The 14,815-nt window shown below is 65.1% G+C and carries 12 protein-coding genes and 1 pseudogene; 4 read left to right on the top strand and 9 right to left on the bottom strand.

What is annotated here, in order from left to right; all coding sequences use genetic code 11:
* Positions 1 to 38: 38 nt before the first annotated feature.
* Together GFS60_RS32240 and GFS60_RS32245 are read right to left on the bottom strand one after the other, a co-directional pair.
* Positions 39 to 476, bottom strand: coding sequence for a hypothetical protein (locus GFS60_RS32240; RefSeq protein WP_159928340.1), 438 nt, complete (start codon positions 474 to 476; stop codon positions 39 to 41).
* 34 nt (positions 477 to 510) lie between these two features.
* Positions 511 to 732 carry a hypothetical protein gene (locus tag GFS60_RS32245; RefSeq protein WP_159928342.1) on the bottom strand — a complete coding sequence of 74 codons (222 nt, stop codon included), beginning with the start codon at positions 730 to 732 and terminating at the stop codon, positions 511 to 513.
* Between the two features lie 783 nt (positions 733 to 1,515).
* On the opposite strand from GFS60_RS32245, the gene GFS60_RS32250 reads away from it, so the two are divergent.
* On the top strand, positions 1,516 to 2,172 hold the full coding sequence (locus GFS60_RS32250) for a TetR/AcrR family transcriptional regulator (protein WP_159928344.1): 657 nt from the start codon (positions 1,516 to 1,518) through the stop codon (positions 2,170 to 2,172).
* A 102-nt stretch (positions 2,173 to 2,274) separates the two neighbouring features.
* Here the strand turns inward: GFS60_RS32250 and GFS60_RS32255 are convergent, their stop codons facing one another.
* Complete coding sequence (locus tag GFS60_RS32255; RefSeq protein ID WP_159928346.1) at positions 2,275 to 2,628, bottom strand: hypothetical protein; 354 nt, start codon at positions 2,626 to 2,628, stop codon at positions 2,275 to 2,277.
* A gap of 703 nt (positions 2,629 to 3,331) precedes the next feature.
* On the opposite strand from GFS60_RS32255, the gene GFS60_RS32260 reads away from it, so the two are divergent.
* Together GFS60_RS32260 and GFS60_RS32265 are read left to right on the top strand one after the other, a co-directional pair.
* Positions 3,332 to 4,645: an IS256 family transposase gene (locus tag GFS60_RS32260; protein ID WP_159923567.1), complete on the top strand. Its 1,314-nt coding sequence runs from the start codon at positions 3,332 to 3,334 to the stop codon at positions 4,643 to 4,645.
* A gap of 1,258 nt (positions 4,646 to 5,903) precedes the next feature.
* Positions 5,904 to 6,221, top strand: coding sequence for a hypothetical protein (locus tag GFS60_RS32265; RefSeq protein WP_159928348.1), 318 nt, complete (start codon positions 5,904 to 5,906; stop codon positions 6,219 to 6,221).
* A 427-nt stretch (positions 6,222 to 6,648) separates the two neighbouring features.
* Here the strand turns inward: GFS60_RS32265 and GFS60_RS32270 are convergent, their stop codons facing one another.
* The 4 genes and pseudogenes from GFS60_RS32270 to GFS60_RS32285 form a co-directional block, all read right to left on the bottom strand.
* Positions 6,649 to 7,479: a ribbon-helix-helix protein, CopG family gene (locus GFS60_RS32270; protein WP_159928350.1), complete on the bottom strand. Its 831-nt coding sequence runs from the start codon at positions 7,477 to 7,479 to the stop codon at positions 6,649 to 6,651.
* 422 nt (positions 7,480 to 7,901) lie between these two features.
* A complete protein-coding gene (locus GFS60_RS32275; RefSeq protein WP_159928352.1) occupies positions 7,902 to 9,098 on the bottom strand; it encodes a hypothetical protein in 1,197 nt (398 codons plus the stop codon).
* Between the two features lie 662 nt (positions 9,099 to 9,760).
* On the bottom strand, positions 9,761 to 10,096 hold the full coding sequence (locus GFS60_RS32280) for a helix-turn-helix domain-containing protein (RefSeq protein ID WP_159928354.1): 336 nt from the start codon (positions 10,094 to 10,096) through the stop codon (positions 9,761 to 9,763).
* Positions 10,093 to 10,428 (bottom strand): annotated as a pseudogene (locus GFS60_RS32285) (tyrosine-type recombinase/integrase); the annotation flags it as partial. The pseudogene GFS60_RS32285 and the gene GFS60_RS32280, both read right to left, overlap by 4 nt.
* A 146-nt stretch (positions 10,429 to 10,574) precedes the next feature.
* On the opposite strand from GFS60_RS32285, the gene GFS60_RS32290 reads away from it, so the two are divergent.
* Complete coding sequence (locus tag GFS60_RS32290) at positions 10,575 to 13,586, top strand: Tn3 family transposase (RefSeq protein ID WP_159928356.1); 3,012 nt, start codon at positions 10,575 to 10,577, stop codon at positions 13,584 to 13,586.
* A 68-nt stretch (positions 13,587 to 13,654) separates the two neighbouring features.
* Here the strand turns inward: GFS60_RS32290 and merB are convergent, their stop codons facing one another.
* Positions 13,655 to 14,299 carry an organomercurial lyase MerB gene (gene merB / locus GFS60_RS32295; protein WP_010596911.1) on the bottom strand — a complete coding sequence of 215 codons (645 nt, stop codon included), beginning with the start codon at positions 14,297 to 14,299 and terminating at the stop codon, positions 13,655 to 13,657.
* A gap of 71 nt (positions 14,300 to 14,370) precedes the next feature.
* Positions 14,371 to 14,799, bottom strand: a complete 429-nt coding sequence (locus tag GFS60_RS32300; RefSeq protein WP_236603604.1) for a MerR family transcriptional regulator — start codon at positions 14,797 to 14,799, stop codon at positions 14,371 to 14,373.
* Positions 14,800 to 14,815: the final 16 nt, after the last annotated feature.

Below are 14,815 nucleotides of genomic sequence, written 5' to 3' on the forward strand. Positions count from 1 at the left end.
TCCGGTGTTTCCCTTTTCTCAGTGGGTCTTTGGTGGTGTCAGGCGGTCCGGAGCATCCGCGCCCGGGGGGCCGCGAACAGGTCGGCGTTGATCTGCGCGACCAGCTCGCGGGCGACCAGCTCGAGGATCGGTCGCGGGTCGCTCTCCCATCCGGCGAGGATGACGGCCCGGCCCCGGATCGGGGTGTCGGTGCCTGTTCCGTAGCGGGCGATGATCGCGCGGGCCGCATGGTTCTCGGGCTGGCGTGGGTCGAAGCGGTGGTTGGCTCCGGCGAGCAGGCAGGCCACACCGGGGCTTCCGTTGCCGCCGATCGAGAAGGCGGCGAGGCGGTAGTCGCGGACCGCGTCCAGGGCCGCACCGCGCCCGTCCGCGATCCGGCGGCTGGTCCAGAAGTCGTCCACGCGCATGTCGGTGACCTGCAAGGTGCCGTCGGTTTCGACGGTGATGCCGGTGATGGTCTCGGTGCTGCGGGTCATATCGGGTTCTCCTTCGGTGATCAGGTGGTTGGGGTCAGGCGGTGAGGCCGAGATCGGCCGGGTGCACCGGCCGGTGTGCGGCGAGGATGCGCGGGTCGTCCTGGTCGAGGTCGAAGACCATGCCGAGAAGGACGGTGCGGGTACCGGTGTCGAGGTCGTCGAACCCCGGATCGCCCGGCACGGCGACTTCGGTGTAGATCACGCGTGCGACGTCGAACGGGTCGAAAACGGAATCGAGAATGATGGTGTTGCTCAACGGAAGACTCCCCTGCTCGGGACCAGGCACCTGCGGCCCCTGATCGTTCTTTTTGCCCTGCTGGCAAGGGAGAGTCGGATCGGCGGTATCAGGACGGGGTGCAACCCCTGGGCCGAGAAAGTTTCTCCTGGGAGCGAAGCGAGTACGGGTGGAGAAAGTTTCTCGGAGCCTTGTGCCGGCGCTTGCGCCGCCAGGGGTTGTTCCCCGGCCGCCGTCGATCAGGATCGCCAAGGCCAGCAGGTCAAAAGAACGATGCTCTTCTTCCTCCGGCGGAGCGCAGCGAGTGTAGGGTCTCGAGACTCGTGGCCAAATTTCATCTGGGATGGCCACTCAGTGGCCAGTTGGCCAATTGGGTGAGATTGAATTCGACGTGGCGGCGTGGCTGATCTCGAATGCGGTGGCGGAATCTCACGGCGAGTGGCGGGCCGGTGGCGGATCCGCCACCGTGGTGAGACTCGCCCATCTTCGGCGTGATCCAGATCGTTCGGGGTGTCCCGATTGACGCCCCGAAAGCAAAAACATCACCGGACGGGGCTACCGGAACGGCGCTGGTCAGCGAGTTCCGGTCAACGGCCGGCTCTCGGGACGAGCCGGTGAATATTTTCGGCAGCGGTCCGGTTTCCGACTCCATAAAGGTCTTCAGGTTAGTTCTAGTAAGGTTTCCATGAGCGACAGACTGCTCTGTCGGTTCTTTCAAAACGGGGATACTGTTATGTATGGCTCCACGCTCGTCCCGGAAGGCGAAAGGCGGGGTTACTACATCTGGGAGAGGGATTCACCGTCATGACCCGTCAGCAGGAGCGCGCGCGACGCACTCGCGCTGCGCTGGTGGAGTCGGCCGCGATCGAGTTCGCCAAGCGCGGCTATGCGGCGGCGCCGCTCAACACGATCCTCGAAGGCTCGAACGCCACCAAGGGGGCGATGTACTTCCACTTCCAATCGAAGGAAGAACTCGCCCGAGCCGTCCTCCAGTCCGGAATCGAGCAGTTCTCTGCTCTGACCGATCGGTGGACGCGTCGCACGGACATCGGGCCGTTCGAAGCCCTCCACGGCTTCGTTCTCGATCTCGCGAAGCTGTTCCATTCGAGCGTCCTCGTCCGGGCCGAGTTCCGGCTGATCGTCGAACTCGAGTTTTATCCGGACGTACAGTCCGGCGGCTCGCAGTTCTGGGGGCGGACCGCGCACGAGTTCGCGATCCGCGCTCAGCGCGACGGACTGCTCCGCCCCGGCGCCGACCCCGAGCAGTTCACCCGGGTCCTGGCGGCGTCGCTCGCCGGCCAGCGGTACATGTCCGACATGGCGGCGCTGGAGGGCGACCTCGGCGAGCGGTTCACGGAATCGCTCGAAGTGATCCTCACTGCGATGGCTTCACCCGAATGGCTGGAGAACTTTGCGAGGGAAGGATGGCCGGATTCCGGCTCAGAACTGCCCGATTCGTAGTCTGACCTAGCTATTTGGGAAGTTCTCGATCCGTGTCCTAAGCGACGCTAACCTGCCGTCGCACCTGGCCGCGAACGCAGCGGTTCGCCTGACTCCGCCCTACTAGGAGCTCTTGAAGAGAGAGTTCTTCGTCGAGGAAGCCGGCACGACCTCCAGCCGCTGTAGCTCAGCACCGGCACCGGTGATGTCACCGTCAGCTTGGTCGAGTATTTGCAGTCCTATCTCAACTCCGCGCCAGTCCGCTGACAGATCGAAATATCCCAGGAGATCAACGACCTCGGCGACCCACCGTTTCGCGCCGCGTCTGTCACGTCGCAGCTGGGCGTAGTAGGTCACCATGGCGTCGCTCACCGACTTCTTGCGCTGCCCCCACTTCTCGCCCTTCCGGGCCGCCTCACTGGCTAGCTGCCACAGCTGTGCAACGTCGACGTGCCGATCCAGCACCGGTTCCCTCACACCTGGCACAGTAGCGATCCAACAGGACAGGTGATAGCGACCCTGCTGCATGTAGCCGATCCGCTTACGGGGTCGCCAACCACTCCCGGTGAGGGTGCCAGGGCGTCCTGATCGCCGTCGCGGCAGGGGCATCGGCACGGCTCCGTCTCGCTTCGTAGTGACTGAGGAAATGCCAGGGTCTTGAGACAGATTGCTGTGGCCATGCCGTGAGACAACCAACAAGTCCGCAGTTCGCGACGTCTCGAAATGCCAGCCGTCCAATAGGTAAGCGCCGTTTTCAGCATCTCAGACTAGAAACAACGCATTCGCGAGAGCGATGCCGATCCCATTGCCGCACTGATCACTGGCGATGCGTTTCTCAGGGAAAGCCACAGCCGCTTTGCTACATCGAAGCGCTTTGGACCCTCCAGCTCTTCCACTAGTTCATTCACGGTCTGTTCTTCTGTGAACAGGATAAGCAAGGGAAAAGTGCGAGGAGCAATGAAGCAATCTGCCCCATATGCAATAACCAGATGGCACCAGTAGGCACGATGACTGTAACGGTGGACACACTCTGAGCGATGAAGAGGCATGGTCGGGGAGACCTAGAGCAATGATCAGAACCTGTGTATCCCGGGAGGGCGCACCTTCCCGGAAGATGATCTTCGACGAAACAGGATTCTGATCAAGACCAGCGCGCCAACGCTGGCGGGAAGGTACGCCCGTGCTCACGGTAGTGGACAGCAGCGACGACTCCAACGAGACCCACGATGCAGCGCGTGTGGGCGGGTCGTTGCTCGACGAGATCGTCCGTGACGGCGCCCGGCAGATGCTCGCCGCAGCCCTGCAGGCGGAGGTCGCCGACTACATCGCTCGGCATGCCGGTGAGATCGACGACAACGGTCACCGACTGGTGGTTCGCAATGGCTACCACGCCGAGCGCGAGGTGGTCACCGCCGCTGGCGCGGTGGCGGTGAAGGCGCCGCGGGTCAACGACAAGCGCGTCGACCCCGACACCGGTGAACGTGAGCGGTTCTCCTCGGCGATCCTGCCGGCATGGGCCCGCAAGTCATCGCAGGTGTCCGAGGTGCTGCCGCTGCTGTACTTGCACGGGCTGTCCACCAGCGACTTCGGGCCCGCCCTGGAACAGTTCCTCGGCTCCGGCGCCGGTTTGTCGGCCAGCTCGATCACCCGCCTCACGACTCAGTGGCAGGACGAGGCGAACGCCTTCGCCCGGCGGGATCTCTCGCAGGCGGACTACGTGTATCTGTGGGTGGACGGCATCCACGTGAAAGTACGGCTCGACCAGGAGAAACTCTGTCTGCTGGTGATGATCGGGGTCCGCGCCGACGGGCGCAAGGAACTCGTCGCCCTCGCCGACGGGTACCGGGAATCGACCGAATCCTGGGCGGACCTGCTGCGGGACTGCCGGCGGCGCGGGATGCGGGCCCCGGTGCTCGCGGTCGGTGACGGTGCCTTGGGGTTCTGGCGGGCGCTGCGGGATGTGTTCCCGGAAACGCGGGAGCAGCGGTGCTGGTTCCACAAGCAGGCGAATGTTCTTGCTGCGCTGCCGAAGTCCGCGCATCCTGGTGCGTTGGCGGCGATGAAGGAGATCTACCTCGCCGAGGACATCGACAAGGCGCAGGTGGCGATCAAGGCATTCGAGATCGATTACGGCGCGAAGTACCCGAAGGCGGTCGCGAAGATTACCGACGACGCCGATGTGCTGGTCGAGTTCTTCCGGTATCCGGCCGAGCACTGGGTACATCTACGCACGACAAATCCCATCGAATCTACTTTTGCGACAGTGCGTTTGCGGACCAAGGTGACCAAGGGGCCGGGGTCGCGGGCGGCCGGGATGGCGATGGCCTACAAGCTGATCGAGGCCGCCCAAGCCCGCTGGCGGGCCGTCAACGCCCCACATCTGGTGGCGTTGGTGCGGGCAGGTGCGCTGTTCCACAAGGGCAAGCTCCTCGAACGGCCTGTCGAGCTCACCCCGGAACCGTCACCGGACAGCCCGGAGACCGAAGTCGCCTGATGACCCCCGATCCACAGGATTTGACGATTCCTCGGAGACCTAGGGGAGAAGTATGAACAAGGCACGTGCCACAGCAGTAGTCGGTATGACGGCTGTGTTGATGTTCCTAGTGGCTGGTACTGCCAGCGCGTCACCACCAAGTCCTGACCCTGTTTGGTACTCATGGTTTCCCACCAGGGAAATGGGTGACATGTTCAGTCAAGTCGTGTGGTTTCTGACTGGCTGGATGACCGGATACGGAACTTGGTAACGAGCACATCATGCCAAACTCACCATGGGACATTTTCCCGTACAACCTGTTCTTTTGGATAGGAAGACTGATCGAGCCTCTGTTCATCGGCGGTGGGTCATGAGTAACTGGCTATGGCCGTGGTCAATCGTGGGTGACTGGATCATTCAACTATTCAGTCTGATCGGTGGTGCATCATGAGCGGCAATGTATGGGATCAGTGGGATCATTCAGGCACGATTGGCTTTATCGCCAACTGGTTCATGATGGTCTGGCAGACCTGGGGTGGATCATGATCGGCTGGTTGCCTGACCTGTTCACGTTCTTCGATGACACATGGCCTCTGACACCACTGTGGAATGACTTTGCCCGATGGTTCAATCAGTTCTAGGACAATCATGATCGGCAACCTGCCTGACCTTCCCAATGGAATTGGTGATGTGACCTATTGGCCGTGGTCTGCCTTACTACAGTTCGTCAACTGGTGGAATCAATTCTAAGGAGTCGCGATGATCGGATTGTTGTTTGACTTACCACTTTGGCCGGGACTGGACGCAGACTATTTCTTCCCTGGTGCGTACTGGAATCCGTTTGCACGCTGGTTCAATCAGTTCTAATCGGTGCCGTGTCCCACCCCGCGATGGATTGGGATTCATCGTTCGGGGCGTCAGTGAGTCGTCGCCGACGAACGCAACGCACAGCCCTTCGCGAATTGGGCAGATCCTCCTTGGCCTGGGGAATTGAAAGTCAATGAAGCCGTGGAAGTGGCGAACTTGGGTGCGATGTGCAATGCCCGAACACCAGCAAATGCAGCCCCCGGACTATCACCGATGCCTTGAGCAGGTCTTCTCCTCGGATACAGGCGGCGACGACTCGGCCGCAGTTCCGACAGACGTTCGCTGGGACTGTCGCGCGAACCCATGCGCAGCGGACGCGGCCACCGCGAGAAATTTGTAGAAAGGGACGAGACGATCCTGCGTGACCTGCGAGAATGGAGCGTGGGTCGGGCCCGCACCACCGGAGGATCCCATGTCTCGGTTTCCGCGTCTCGCGCTCGTCGCCGTCATGGCGGTCGCCGTCCTGTCTCTGACCGCGGCGCCCGCACACGCCGCACCACCGCCCGTCCCGGGTGGATGTGCACTGCAGACTTTCCTCATCGGCGCCATGTCGACATGCGACCCGGGGACGGTGAACACACACCAGGTATCGATGGGGTGCCAGCTGCTCTTCGGATTCCCCTACCAGGCCGCTCTCGTGTGGGGGCCCGAGGTGCCCACGTCCCTGCCCTCCATCGCGCTGTGCCCGCCCCTTCACTACGGGCTCGTCGGCACCGTGCACACCCGATAACAAATTCTGCACCCGCTGAACAGCGAAAATGACACCCCTTTTTTGGGATGATTCTCGGCGGCGCAGGGCGGTGACGGATCCGCTTACGGGATCGCCACCCACTCCCGGTGTGGGTGTCAGGGCGTCCTGATCGCCGTTGCGGCCAGGGCATCGGCACGGCCCCGCCTCGCTTCGTAGTGGCTGAGGAAATGCCACGGTCTTGAGACAGATTGCTGTGGCCACGCCGTGAGACAAGCAACAAGTCCGCAGTTCGCGGCGTCTCGAAGTGCCACTGGCAGCGAGACCCTACAGCGAGCTCGAATCGGGGGACACCGCAGGTGGCCTGGTAACCGCCGGAGGCGGGTACATCGCAACGCAACCCAGCCCCCACACACCGACCGGCGGCTGTGGTCGATCAGTTCGTGTGGGGCGGAGCGTGTCCGGTCGATCAGTCCGACTGTGTGCGGCGCCGCGCCTGACGACGGGCGTGGCGGGCCATGAGAGGCGCTCTGTTCTTCTCGCTGCGGAAGATCTCGCTGTTCACTGCCTGTTCGATCATTCCGGGGGCCTCGAGCACACGCTGCGCGGCCAGACGCATCAACTCGGCGCGATCGGACCCCAGCCGTGCGGCCAAGGCGTCGAGCCTGTCCCGCAGCGGGGCGTCGAAGTGCACATTCACCCTGGCGGAGAAGATTTCGGGCCTAAGATCACGCAACGGTGCGATTTCCTCCAAGTCCCCCGCGAGGTCACCGGGCTCATCGAGCAGGCGCCGAAGAGCAACCCGAAGAAGCGCGGTGCTGAGCTTGTCCCCGTGCCGGCCGGCGAGACGCCAGATCTGTTGCCTGCTGGACGGGTTGACCATCACCTCGACCTTCTCGGACAGCCCGGTCCGCTCCGCCTCGCGGAGCATCGGATGTTTGTAACGGCCGGGGGTTTCCAGGAAACGGTGCAGGGCAATCCGCATGAGTGCGCTGACCGTGGTGTCGTACCGGGCGGCCAACGCCGTGAACTTTCGCGCGGTATCCGGCTCCAGCTTGATCGTGAGCATGACCAGAGGAATCGCCCGCCGCGCTGCCGAGAGTCGCCGCGCCTCGGCGAGGCGGGTGCCGACGGCTTTGGGCTGGGTAACCAGTCGCCGGCAGGCGACGCGGATCAGCGCCCCGAACCGGCGAGGGCCGATGCCCTCGGCCATCTCGTCGAGTCGGTGTTTGGTCTCCGGGTCGAAGCGCAGCGCGATGGGATCACCCACCGGGATCCGCCCTGGCCTCGACTCCGTCATCCCTCGCTCTTCTCGTCCGCCGGTGCGCATGAGTGTGCCCCGACGTCGGGGGGGATGACGCCGGGGCACGGGGGTTCCGGGAACATGAATGGGGGGATGCTCACCAGAACGAACCCGAGTCTACGGATCGCCACCGACAGGTGACCGCGCGGCCGCGATTCCCAGTCAGGATTCCTCAGTCAGTCGGACTTGGGGAGGGTGAACCACCGGTCAGCCTGTGGTTGCGCACCGGCGCAGGGCGGGATCCGCACCGTCTCCCCGCACACGGCTGGTGGTAGGGCGGTATTCGAAACGTGCAGTATTCGCAGACCAAACGCGTCTCATGGACCGGTATCGATGACCGATGAGGCCTTCCCCAAAGTGATAGCGAGCGTCCTAGCCGGTTTGGTGGGAAAACGCGCCACGCCCGTTACGGCGCGGGGCTACGGCAGTTGACGGTCCGCGGTGCTACTGGAAGCGGACGCATCCTCACGGCGTTCGGCGAGATAGGCGGTCCAGTCCCGTCTGGCGCGTTTGGCCCACCGCACACCGGTGGCGCTGTGAAGTCCGAGGAGGTCAGCGAGGACGGCGGCGGGCAGTTCACCGGCGAGGGTGATCAGCGCAGTGTTCCGGCTGGCACGAGGGGTGATGCCGTGCTGCTTCAGTCGAGCACCGAAAAGGCCGGGCCATATCGATGTCCGTGGGTTATGGCCCGGAAACATCAGCACCGTTTCGACAGGCACAGATAGCACCGATCGAGGCGATGCCGGTTGCGGCAACTGCTCGAGAAGCTGTCCCAACGTCGAAGGTACGAGCAGTTCGTGATCTCCCAGACGTAAGTAATGGTCCCGGCCTCGATGGCACAGCTGATCCGTGTGCAGGCGAAGGACATCCCGAATTCTCATCCCGAACAGGAGGACGAGAGCGCCGCCGGCCCGAAGATCGAGCGGAATCGCCGAGTCGGTCAGGCACCGACGCAACTGATCGAGGTAGTCGTCAGTCTCGGCGAACATGGAAGGTTGACCGACACGAGGAGCCGGAATCATCACGTCGGCGGCCATGCCCCTGTGCACCGCCCAAGCGATGAAGCCCCTCGCGAGATAGCGGCTCGAGGATCCGGCAGCGAGCCATCGATCCAGGTGGTGTTGTCGCATCGACTCCAGAGTCAGCTCCTGCTCGTCGAGTGCGTCGAGCAGCTCGAGGACCGCACGAAGCGCATGTCGAAGCTGAAAAGCGGCCGTACCTGTGATGTCGACTTCGCGGCGCTGCGCCCGCCGACGAGCGCGATGCAGCAGGTGCCACTGCGCGTAGGGCCTAATCAAGCGTGCGTGGCCGTCCGGGCGACCAGCGAGGGTGTGCTCGAGCCACGGGAGGACCCGGTCGAGGTACTCCATCCGCTCGGGTAGCACGTGGGTCTGCACGAGCATGTCGCGCACACGATGAACTGCCCGGGTCGGAGGCATTCGATCGAGCAGTCCGTGGGTGACCGGCTGCTCCGACTTCGCGAGTTCGGAGAGAAGCTGCGCGGCAGCGCTTTTCCCAATCCATACGAGGACACTGCGCGGCTTTTCGGCCCCGAGGAGTGCGTCGAAGACCGGCTGGAATTCTGTGGAGATGTCGCCGCGCTCATTCCCGAGCATCTCGCGGAGCCGGTCCTCCAGGCAGCAGCGGAAGCATCGGCCGGCGGAGTAAACGCGTCCGGGTTCACCGCACCGCCGGCATCGGTAGTCGTAGCGCGAGCCGGCGCACGGCCCACAGATTCGCTCCCCCGTGGCGTCGTCGATTCCGATCAGGACGTGGCGTTGGGAGCATCTGGCGCATTGCGCGGGATTTTCGCGCACACGGGTGTAGCACGACGCGCACACGGGGCCGACAGGCCAGGCAGCGAGGATTGTCGTTATCCGACGATTGCATAGGGAGCAGTCGACCTCGGGCGGTCGCCGCGGACGTATCGGTGGCTTCTTCGGTTGGGGTAATTCCTTCGGCTTCCGGGAGGCCTTCCACATGCACATCGCGCAGTGGAAATGCTCGACAGCCAACTGCTTCCGCGTGGCGTGCACCCACCTGTCGCAGGTCTCGCATTGGACGTTCGGTTCGGGTTTCGGACGGCAGCGCGAACACTGATCTGGATGGTCTGTGGTGGCTCGCCGGACGATGCGTCGCTGCTCTCCGCATTGCCCGCACCGGCGCCGCGCCTGGTGGTCGCGGTGGTAACACCTCGAGCAAACCGGTCCAGATGGAGTCCACTTGTGTGCTGGCCGGTGGTTTCCGCAGGTGCTGCACGTAAAACACGGGCGGGGCGTCATCCGCTCGCGCCCGGTGGCCGCCGGATTGTCGTGCGCCGAGCCACCGGCGCCGACCGGCCGGCCCCACCTGCTGCTGCCTTCTTGGGCATCGACGCGTTCTCCACCTTGATCTCGATCAGATCGTTCGGGGAACAGCCGAGAATGTCACACAAGGCGGCAAGGACGTCCATCGAAAGTCTTTGGGGCGGTTGGGTGACCAACCGAAACACCTGTTCGCGGGACAGCCCGATTCCGCGTTCGGCCAGCAACGGCACCAGATCGGTGGTCTGGTACATCTCCCGGTCTGCCATCATCCGGCGCAGCCGCCACTCGTAGCCCATTTTCTTGATCACGACTCACGCTCCCACAACTCGACATCACGTTTGGCCAACGCGGCCCTGAGAAGCCGGTTCCGATACTCGTCGGACACATGGGTGTACAAGGCAGTGGTGCTACCGAACGCGTGGCCGACCTGGTCCTGCACGAATCGTTCGGGGTAATCGAACTCGATCAGGTGGGTGATGTATGAGTGCCGCAGCGAATGCAAATCCAGCTCGGTCGGCAGGTCCGCAAGGTCCCTGGCTCGCGCGAACGCCTCGTTCACTGTGCGCGGGGACACCCGACCGCATCGTTCGGTCACCCACAATGCTGGGTGCTTCCCGACACCGAAGTGTGGGCGTACCTGGGGTCCCGGTAGTAATGGCACGGAAAACAACGATGTTCGCGTAGTGCCTGGTCGGCGGTGATTTCTCGGTTCGGGCTGCGGGCCGGGGTGGTTGGTGCTTGGCTTGGCGCCGATGAGGTTGGTCGGCGTGTTGGAGGCTGGGGTTCGTGGCGACGCGGGTATTCGCGGACGAGGAGTTGCAGCGCCTGCGGGAGTTCCCGGAGATCAGTCGTGAGGAGTTGTTCCGGTACTTCACGCTGACCCCGGCGGATCTGGCGTTCGTTGCTCCGCAGGGCAGGGGCCCTGCGGTCCGTCTGGGCCTGGCGGTGGCGTTGTGCACCTTGCCGTGGCTGGGGTTCGTGCCGGACAGGGTGTCGGCGGCGCCGCCGGTGGCGGTGGCCCGGTTGGCGGATCAGCTGAATGTAGATGCGGCGCAGCTTCGTTCGTATGGCAAGCGGGCGCAGACGCGGACCGAGCATGTGCGGCTGGTGGCCCAGTATCTGGGGTGGCGGCCTGCCGGGTCGATGGAGTTGAAGGAGCTGGATGAGTTCCTGCTGGCGCGGGCGATGGAGCACGATTCGCCGACGCTGTTGTTCCGGCTGGCGTGTGAGTACCTGATTTCGGCGCGGGTGATCCGGCCGGGCCCGGACACGGTGGTCCGCCGGGTCGCGCATGCTCGCACGCAGGCGCAGCGGGAGACGTACGACCGGTTGGCGCGCGTGTTCACGCCGCAGCGGTGTAAGGAACTGGATGCGTTGCTGGTCGTCGACTCGTCTATCGGGATGTCGCGGTTGCGGTGGTTGTCGACCGGCCCGGTGGAGGCGTCGGCGACCGCGGTGAAGGCCGAGGTCGAGAAGCTGATGTTCCTGCGCATCCTGGGCGCGGATGAGCTGGATATGTCGGTGCTGCCGGCGGAGCGGCGGCGGTTCCTGGCGACTGTGGGCCGACGCTTGACGGGCCAAGCCTTGGAACGCCGGGATCCGCAACGCCGCTACCCGATCCTGCTCACGGTGTTGGCGCAGTCGGCCACCGATGTGCTCGACGAGGTGGTGCAGCTGTTCGATCAGGCGATCTCGGCCAGGTTGAGCAAAGCCGAACGCCGGATGCGCGACGAGCTGGCCGAGCGCGGTAAGGCCGGAGAGGATCGGCAGGGGTTGCTCGACGACTTGCTGGCCATCATCACCGACACGCAGATCCCTGACGAGGAGATCGGCGGCCTGATCCGGGGCGATCGGATCGGATGGGAGCGGTTGCGGGCCGCCGTCGCGCAGGCCAAGCCTCGGCTGCCGCGCGATCACGGGCACCTGGCCGCTCTGGACAGCTCGTACTCCTATCTGCGGCAGTTCACCCCGCAGGTGCTGTCGACAGTCCGGTTCGCCGGCGGCACCGCGGCGACCGAGCTGCTGATCGGGGTGCACATGCTGCGGGCGCTGAATGCGACCGGTACCCGCAAGGTGCCCGACGACGCGCCGACGGGGTTCGTGCCGACGAAGTGGCGCGGCTACCTCGACGAGGCCCGCAAAGCCGGCAACACCACCGCCTATCGGCACTACTGGGAGCTGTGCGTGCTGCTGGGGCTGCGGGACGGGTTGCGCAGCGGCGACGTGTTCGTGCCGGGGTCGCGCCGCTACGCCGACCCGGCCGTTTACCTGCTGACCCCGCAGGCGTGGGGGCCGCAGCGTGACGAGTTCTGCCGCCTGGTCGGCAAGTCCGCTGATCCGGCCCGCGCCCTGGCGACCGCCACCGACGAGCTGCACGACGCTATGGGCGAGTTGGAGAAGGTGCTCGCCGACGGCGACGGCCCGGTCCGTCTCGATGAGGCCGGTGACCTGGTGGTCTCGCCGCTGTCGGCAGAAGACGTTCCGGCCGAAGCGGTGGCGTTGAAGCAGGAGTTGACGGAGATGCTGCCGTTCGCGCCGATCGTGTCGCTGTTGATCGAGCTGGACAAACGCACCGGCTACCTGGACTGCTTCACCCACGCCGGCGGTAAGCAGTCCCGCACCCCGGAGTTGAAGCGCAATCTCATCGCGGTGCTGCTGGCCTACTCCACCAACCTGGGTCTCACCCGTATGGCGGAGGCCTCCGGCATCTCCTACGACATCCTGGCCTGGACTTCGGAGTGGTATGTGCGGGAGGAGACGCTGCGGGCGGCGAACCTGACGATCATCGACTACCACCAACGCCTGCCGCTGACCCCGATCTTCGGGGCCGGCACCCTGTCCTCCAGTGATGGGCAGCGGTTCCCGACCCGTGGCAAATCGGTCACCGCCAGGGCGTTGAGCCGCTATTTCGCGAACGAAGGACTGAGCACGTATACCCATGTCACCGATCAGCACGCCACCTACGGCACGAAGGTCATCGTCGCGACGCGACGTGAAGCTCACTACGTGCTGGACGAAATCCTCGGCAATGCAACGGATCTGCCGATCACCGAGCATGCGACCGACACGCACGGCGTCACCCTGGTGAACTTCGGGCTGTTCGACCTGCTCGGGTTGCAGCTCTCGCCCCGCATCCGGGACCTGGGCCGGATCACCCTGTACCGGGCGGCGCCGCGAGCCCAGGTCGAGTCCGCGTTCCCGCACGCGGGCCCGCTTTTGACCCGGCGGTGCAATCTCGATCTGATCGCCGAGCACTACGACGACCTGCTCCGGCTGGCCGGGTCGCTGAAGTTCGGGCACGCCACCGCGTCGCTGCTGGTCGGCAAGCTGTCGGCGTCGGGCCGGCAGAACGCCCTCGCGGCGGCGCTCAAGGAGTACGGGGCGCTGCGGCGCACGATCTACGCCGCCCGGTATCTGTCCGACCCGGGCTATCGACGCAAGATCTCCCGCCAGCTCAACAAGGGCGAATCCCTGCACGCGCTCCGCCGCGACCTGCTCTACGCGCATGAAGGAACCGTGCGCGCGAGGCACCTGGAGGGACAGACCGAACAGGCATGGTGCCTCACGTTGGCGACCAACGCCGTCATCGCCTGGACCACGGAGTATTACGGTCTGGCGACCGAACAGATGCGGCGGGCCGGGCGGCGCATCGATGACGAGGTGCTGGCGCACATTTCTCCGGCGCACAGCGAGAACATCAACTTCTTCGGCGCCATCGAGGTCGACATCGACGCCGAACTGGCCCAGCTCGGCCCCACCGGGTACCGGCCGCTGCGGGTCCGCGACACCCTCTTCTGACCGCCGGCTACCACCTTCCGGGAGAGGGTGCTGGGGCGTAGCTGGGCACATCGGTGGCCTGGGTTGGGTCAGCGACAGCGTGGTGGTTCGGTGGCGGTGAGGACGCGGTCGCTGATCGGGCGCAGCTGGGCGTAGGCGTCGGCGACGGGCAGCACGAGCCCGGTGGGGTGCCGGCTCTGCCAGTCGGCGGCCGCCACGGCGGTGGCGAAGTAGCGGCCGGGGTTGCAGGTGGTGGCGCGGACCCGGGTCGGGTCGAGTTCGTCGGGGCCGGGTACAGAGATGACCGCGGTGGCCGGGTCGAGGCCGCTGACCCCGGAGGCCGGGTCAACGGACAGTCGGATGGTGGTTCCGGTTGCGGCGCAGGTGGATTCGACAGTGGCGGGGCGACCGATGATGGCGGGGAACAGCAGGGTGTCGGCGGCGCACCAGGTGTAGAGCTGGTGGCCGTCGACGGTGAACCGGTGCGGGGTGGGATTGAGGGTCAGGCCCCAGCCGAGGATGCGGTGCCGGTCGTCGTATTCGATGTCCGCGGCGGCGGGCGCGTTCTCGACGTCGGCGACGCTGGCGCCGGCGGCGGTAGCGAGCTGTTCGATGGTGATCGGTTCACCGGCCGCGAGCAGCCGCATCGCGGTGCCCATCAGGTTCGTTCCCGTATTGGCGGTGGAGTCGAACAGTGTGTCGACGATGGTGGTGGCGAACGGGTTGGTCGTCATCGCTGGTGTCCCCTCGGAGCGTGTAGTCACGGGTGTGGGATCGAGTGTCGGGCTTGCCACCGCAGGGAAGGTCAAGCGCCGCAGCCGCATGTCCTCGGATCCGGCACCCACGGCGGGGCGGCGGCTCGGTCGTGGCTGGTCGCCCGGGTCAACGCGTCGTGGTGGTGGTGTTCGAACTCGTCGATGCGGCGGCGCTGCTCGTCGAGGTCGCGGATGCGGTCCTCGATCCGGGTCCGGGAGCGGGCCAGTAGTTCGGCCAGCTGCGGTCCGACCGGCCGGGCGCTGTCGTCGCAGGTGGCGGCGAGCTGACGGATTTCGGCCTCCGTGAGGCCGAGGCCGCGCAGGGTGGCGATGACCTCGACGCACCACAGCGCGTGTTCGTCGAAGAGCCGGTATCCGGCCCGGCTGCGGCCGAGGCTGTAGATCAGGCCCAGGTCGTGGTGGCGGCGTAGTACTTTCGCCGGCACTCCGGTGCGGCGGGCCAGGTCTCCGATGGTCATCACCGGTGTGTTCATG

Origin of the sequence: Rhodococcus sp. WAY2 (assembly GCF_009859915.1) — a bacterium.
GTDB classification, from domain to species: Bacteria; Actinomycetota; Actinomycetes; order Mycobacteriales; family Mycobacteriaceae; genus Rhodococcus_F; species Rhodococcus_F oxybenzonivorans.

Excerpts from the sequence above, each read along its gene's own strand:
- merB (WP_010596911.1), bottom strand. The coding sequence starts at position 14,299 with ATGACGACCAACCCGTTCGCCACCACCATCGTCGACACACTGTTCGAC.
- GFS60_RS32265 (WP_159928348.1), top strand. The coding sequence starts at position 5,904 with ATGTCTCGGTTTCCGCGTCTCGCGCTCGTCGCCGTCATGGCGGTCGCC.
- GFS60_RS32240 (WP_159928340.1), bottom strand. The coding sequence starts at position 476 with ATGACCCGCAGCACCGAGACCATCACCGGCATCACCGTCGAAACCGAC.
- GFS60_RS32275 (WP_159928352.1), bottom strand. The coding sequence starts at position 9,098 with ATGCTCGGGAATGAGCGCGGCGACATCTCCACAGAATTCCAGCCGGTC.
- GFS60_RS32300 (WP_236603604.1), bottom strand. The coding sequence starts at position 14,799 with ATGACCATCGGAGACCTGGCCCGCCGCACCGGAGTGCCGGCGAAAGTA.
- GFS60_RS32250 (WP_159928344.1), top strand. The coding sequence starts at position 1,516 with ATGACCCGTCAGCAGGAGCGCGCGCGACGCACTCGCGCTGCGCTGGTG.
- GFS60_RS32270 (WP_159928350.1), bottom strand. The coding sequence starts at position 7,479 with ATGACGGAGTCGAGGCCAGGGCGGATCCCGGTGGGTGATCCCATCGCG.